Genomic DNA, 5,146 nt, shown 5'->3' on the forward strand with positions numbered 1-5,146 from the left:
CCCACGCACGGTAACCGAGGACCACGCGGCTCGGGTGCACCCTCGCGATTGCATGATCACCATCGTCAATAGCTCAACTGATCCGGAGAGCTGACCGCCCGCAGATCGATCCGCTTGCGGTCGCTGTCCCGGTGAGCGTTCGTCTGCGCGTTCCACTGAATGACGGTCTCCTGCTACACCGAGTCCCAAGCGGTGATTAGGAGAAGCATAGTTTTCTCGCCCGCTAGGTGAATCGGTCAACGCACCTCAATCACTTCGGTTGCCGGCACGGGCCCAGACTGGGAGAATGCTTGCCTGCGCGGGACGAACTGGAACCCATCAGCCCGCCGCGATTGAGAAGGAGATCGAGAAGTGCGAGATGGCTTGGTCGGATCAATCTGGTTCCGTGCCCTGTCGAGCGGGGATGCGGCCTTGTTGCACGAGTTGCATTCTGATCCGATGACGAATGCGCACAATCCGCTCGGTGCCTCACCAGACCCCAGCGCGAGCGATGAGATGCTCGAGAGCTGGTTGCAGCACCGGATGGATCACGGCTTCGGCTACGAACTGGCTTTCGAAGGCACCCGACTTGCCGGGATCTGCGGCGCTCGGCGTGATCTCTGGCGCGATATGCCGGTCATCAATCTCTACTGGCGTCTCCTTCCCGACTACTGGGGGAAGGGACTCGCGGGTAATCTCGGCCAGCACGCTCTGGACATTGCACGCTCAGCAACCCACCTGGCCGATGAGCTGATCGTGGCGAGGATGCTGCCAGCAAACGCAGGCTCCGTGCGCGTGGCAGAGAAGCTCGGCCTCACCCGTCGCAGCGACCTGGACGGCGAGGCGTACGGCGCACGTTGGATCCTCTACGCGGCCGCCGTCATGGTCGTGTAGTTCCGTTAATCCCGTCCGACCGCAACGGTGAGCCACAAGGAAGACTCGGGTGGCCTCCGCGGACCTGATCAGCGTCGCGTCGGAGGAGCAGGAACCGGCGTAGGTGATGTGGGTTGAAGCTCAATGTCGAACCTCGCGGCTAGATCGCGTTCGGTTCCCGAGATGATCATCCTTAGTCCATGCTCGAAAACGTCTTCTCCCAGCGGGTCTCCTCCGGTCTGCATGGCCTCGACGAACGTGTCGAGCGCCGGGCCACCGAGGATCTCCATCGGGTTTACCATGCCGGTTGTGTCGTTACGTCGCGCGTCGACAGCGGCCTGCTCTTTCAATACGAATCCGGTGACGTAATGGGTGACTATTGCGATGGTCCACAGCGCGAGTGCCGGTGTGAATCCGAAATTGGCCAGCGCAGCGACCTCGTCGCCGAAGAGCCGAACCGTCTCTGGGCTTGCTACGCGAACGGCGGCGACGATGCGAGCCCCGTCCCGGTGGCTGAGCATCTCCGCTCGGTATGCGCGGGCGCGTCGAGCGACCCAAACCTGCCACACCTCGCCGGGCCGGGGAGCGCCCATGCCGGCACTGAGTATTAGGGCATCCCCCATCCCGTCGAGCAAGGCTTGTTTGTTGGCGAAATGCCAATAGAGCGCGGGGGATTTGACCCCGAGTTCGAGGGCCAACCTCCTCGTGGTGAGTTGGTCTAAACCCACCGTCTCCACGAGTTCGAGCGCCGTCACGATGATCGAGCCCGGGGTGAGTGTCGGACGGGTTCCTGGGGGCATCTTGACACCTTATCGTCGATAAGCATAGTGTCGCAGGTGTTTACCACCGATAAGGAGAATGTGATGATCTCGGCGATCTCTGCGGACGGAACGACCGCGACCGCACTGATGAATGGAACCGGCCCGGTCATCCTGATCGTGCATCCGGGGCTGGATGACGGCACGGCCTGGCGGAAAGTGACCGACATACTTGCCGAACAGTTCACCGTGTTCAACATCGTGCGCCGGCAGTATCGCGACGACTTCCACCGGTCTGTTTCCATCGCTGATGAAGTCGCGGATGTCGCCGCGATCTGTGGAGTGCTGCAACGGCCAGTCATGGTCGTCGGTCATTCGTCGGGCGGTGTCGTTGCCCTGGAAGCTCTGGCTGCCCGTCCCGACCTATTCGTCGGAGGGGCGGTCTATGAACCGCCGGTTGACACGGGACAACCGATCGGCGGCGAGGCCCTCGACCATGCGATTCAGGCGATTGCCGAAAGCAAGCCAGGCAAGGCGATCCAAGTCTTCACTCGAGACATGGTCGGACTGCCCGCCGGTCAGTCTCTAATGATCCGCGTTATCGTCGCCCTCAACCCGAAGTTGAAACGCCTCGCGCCCGGCCAAATCGCCGACAATGTCGCGATGAGAAGCCTCGGCACTCGGTTGGACACCTATGCCCGCATCGATTGCCCCGTTCTCTTAATCGGAGGCGATAAGAGCCCCGCGCATTTGGGGGAACGCCTGAATGTACTCGCACGGACCATCCCGCAAACCGAGCGGGTGCTGCTTGGTGGACAGGGTCATTCAGCAAACCAGCGGGCACCGCACCGTCTTGCCGCCTCAATCACCGACTTCTACAACCACACCCTGCTCTCAGTAAGGGAAACGCACTAATGCTCATCATTGCCGGTCATCTCATCCTCGCCCCGTCCGACCGCGACCCTTTCGTTGATGGCCACCTCGATCTCATCAAGCGGGCACGCCAGGCACCGGGCTGCCTAGATCTCGCCATCAGCGCAGACCCCGTCGACGCTACCCGGGTAAACAACTACGAACTCTGGGAGGACGAGGAGTCTCTTGCCGCCTGGCGGAAGCTCGCAAACCCGCCACAGCTGAATATCCACTTCCACGGTGGAGACATGGTCAAGTACCACATCGAAACGACCGGACCTGTTTTCTAAGTGACAACAACACGTGCGCGAACGACCATCCTCAACGGGGTACCGCGACCTGTCCCGTTAGCCGTTCGGGCTTGTGAAACATGTGGCTGGTGCGCGAGCGATACCGACTTCGAATTGCCTTCGGGCAGTCGACTCGCTAACGATGCGGTGTCCGAAGTTCGATGGCGAGACTCCTGAAAACTCCCGTCCCGATTCCCGCGCAGTTGGCGTGTCCGGGCTTGGCAAGATGTCCGGACTGGTCTGTCACGCGACACTAGTTCGGACTCTTGCCACTTAGTTCGGACAAGCGAAATCTAACAGGCGACTGTTGTTGCGGTTGGTGCCCCCTTAGCGGGCATCTCACCTCAGGCGTCGTTGCGATCGGCTTCATGCTGTTACGTGCCGCTAATCGTCCGTGTTTGGTTCACAGAGGCGCTACTGCTCTCGCTAGACTCTGCGCGTGACCGAACTGATCCTCTTCGTCATCCCCTCGGCCATCTATTTCCTCATCCAAGGAAACCGAAGACATCTCGGACGAACATCCGCAGCCAAACGGCTTGGCGCAACTTGGGGCACCGGTTCGGCCTACCTTTGGGCGCTCGCGCTGTTGATCCCTCTCGGGGTGCTCGGATACTTGGCCATCATCCTGATCCCAACCGAGGCCTTATCTACTCCCGGGGTATCTGTGGCGAAAGTGACTTCGATCGCCGCTGTGCTCGGGGTCACCCTCCGTGCGCTGGGCGAAGAGATATTCTTTCGCGGACTACTCGGCGGGCTACTCGTTAGAAGGCTCGGTTTCACCCGAGGCAACCTGCTCCAGTCTGTAATCTTCCTCGTTCCGCACACATTGCTCTTGTTTATCGACGCGAACCTGTGGCCGCTCCTGCCGGTACAGTTCGCTGCAGGATGGCTGCTGGGATGGCTCCGCACTAAGTCCGGGAGTTTCCTTCCCGGCGCACTCGTACACGCAGCCGCAAATATCGGAGCCGGGCTCATCGCCTCCTGACTCCCTGGGCACAAGACGTTCCCTTATGGGCAGTCACATCCCGCAATCGGGACCGCAAATCGCCTGGGCAAAGCCGCCCGAAAGGCGCCCGCTGATCGTCCGCCTTACGGGACAGCCATCCACCGCCGGCTCGCAGGCTCAGATCCTGCGTTTGGGAACCAGTCTCTGATGCCTCAAAAGGTGGGCATCTTTTGCAGGAGGCCCACCACAGAGTGACCTATTGGTGTGAAGGAATTGTAGTTGGATAGTGGGATGGACTCGACCTACCGTTTCTCTTCCGACAGTTCCGATGTTGATCGCGCAAAAGTGCACCACTGGCTCAGCGAGGAGAGCTATTGGGCAGAGGGAAGGTCTCGTGCAACGCAGGACCAGGCGATCGATGGATCCCGCAACTTCGGCGTCTACGAGACGATCTCGGGCCAACAAGTCGCCTATGCACGCGTCGTCACGGATGGAGTCACGTTTGCCTGGCTTTGCGACGTCTTTGTGACCCCTGAAGTGCGTGGGCAGGGCATCGGCGTCGCCCTCATCGAGGGAGTCATTGATGTATTCGAGCGGCTGAATCTGAAGCGAATGCTTCTATCAACGGGGGATGCCCACGGCCTCTACTCCAAGTTCGGGTTCGAGCCTCTAGATATCCCCTCGAAGTGGATGCAGAGGGTTGCGCAACAAGTAGACCGTTGAGGGTTCGGCTTGCGGACGCTCTCGGTCATCAGGGAGATTCGCCTGCGATCCGTAGGATTGCGTTCATGCTCCCAAATGTTGAACTTGAAGTGCCGACTGTCGAAGATGTTGAGCTCATTGACTTCGCACGCGAGGTCATCGACGCGAACACAGACGCAGGGCCTGATGAAGATGGTGCGCATACGATGGGCGCGGCAGTTCGTGACGCCGGCGGGCGCATGTTCGCTGGGGTGAATCTGTTCCACTTCACCGGCGGTCCGTGCGCCGAGTTAGTTGCACTTGGCGCGGCGCGTGCCAACGGTGGGCGAGGCATTACGACGATCGTCGCTGTTGGCAATCATGGACGCGGCGTTGTCGGACCGTGCGGGCGTGACAGGCAGGTCCTTTTCGATTACTACCAAGGCATCAGGGTGCTGCTCCCGACCGCCGACGGGGTGCGCGTCGCTACCATCGAGGCTCTCATGCCATTTGCTGCAGTGTGGAGCATGGAGGGTGGCACCGAACAGTTCGACGAAGAACGCTTTCGCTGACGCGAAGTTCGATGGCGAGACTCCTGAAAACTCCCTTCCCGATTCCCTCACAGTTGGCGTATCCGGGCTTGGCAAGATGTCCGGACTGGCCTGTCACGCGACACCTTGTGTCGCGTGACCCGCTATTCCGGACTT

At 60.5% G+C, this 5,146-nt stretch carries 7 protein-coding genes; 6 read left to right on the forward strand and 1 reads right to left on the reverse strand.

Annotated elements, in window-relative coordinates; genetic code table 11:
* Positions 1-351 precede the first annotated feature (351 nt).
* A complete protein-coding gene (locus tag ACX3PH_RS15925; RefSeq protein WP_459093682.1) occupies positions 352-873 on the forward strand; it encodes a GNAT family N-acetyltransferase in 522 nt (173 codons plus the stop codon).
* 68 nt (positions 874-941) lie between these two features.
* On the opposite strand, the gene ACX3PH_RS15930 is transcribed toward ACX3PH_RS15925, so the two are convergent.
* Positions 942-1,652 (reverse strand): TetR/AcrR family transcriptional regulator C-terminal domain-containing protein, encoded by a 711-nt coding sequence (locus ACX3PH_RS15930; RefSeq protein ID WP_459093683.1) that lies wholly within the window; start codon positions 1,650-1,652, stop codon positions 942-944.
* A 36-nt stretch (positions 1,653-1,688) separates the two neighbouring features.
* Between ACX3PH_RS15930 and ACX3PH_RS15935 the strand changes: the two genes are divergently transcribed.
* The 5 genes from ACX3PH_RS15935 (at position 1,689) to ACX3PH_RS15955 (ending at position 5,011) form a co-directional block, all read left to right on the forward strand.
* Complete coding sequence (locus ACX3PH_RS15935; RefSeq protein WP_459093684.1) at positions 1,689-2,525, forward strand: alpha/beta fold hydrolase; 837 nt, start codon at positions 1,689-1,691, stop codon at positions 2,523-2,525.
* Positions 2,525-2,812 carry a putative quinol monooxygenase gene (locus ACX3PH_RS15940; protein WP_459093685.1) on the forward strand — a complete coding sequence of 96 codons (288 nt, stop codon included), beginning with the start codon at positions 2,525-2,527 and terminating at the stop codon, positions 2,810-2,812. Before ACX3PH_RS15935 ends, ACX3PH_RS15940 begins: the two co-directional genes overlap by 1 nt.
* 439 nt (positions 2,813-3,251) lie before the next feature.
* Positions 3,252-3,797 carry a CPBP family intramembrane glutamic endopeptidase gene (locus tag ACX3PH_RS15945; protein ID WP_459093686.1) on the forward strand — a complete coding sequence of 182 codons (546 nt, stop codon included), beginning with the start codon at positions 3,252-3,254 and terminating at the stop codon, positions 3,795-3,797.
* A 252-nt stretch (positions 3,798-4,049) separates the two neighbouring features.
* Positions 4,050-4,481 carry a GNAT family N-acetyltransferase gene (locus ACX3PH_RS15950; RefSeq protein WP_459093687.1) on the forward strand — a complete coding sequence of 144 codons (432 nt, stop codon included), beginning with the start codon at positions 4,050-4,052 and terminating at the stop codon, positions 4,479-4,481.
* Between the two features lie 65 nt (positions 4,482-4,546).
* Positions 4,547-5,011, forward strand: coding sequence for a cytidine/deoxycytidylate deaminase family protein (locus tag ACX3PH_RS15955; RefSeq protein ID WP_459093688.1), 465 nt, complete (start codon positions 4,547-4,549; stop codon positions 5,009-5,011).
* Positions 5,012-5,146: the final 135 nt, after the last annotated feature.

The organism is Homoserinimonas sp. A520 (assembly GCF_054489245.1).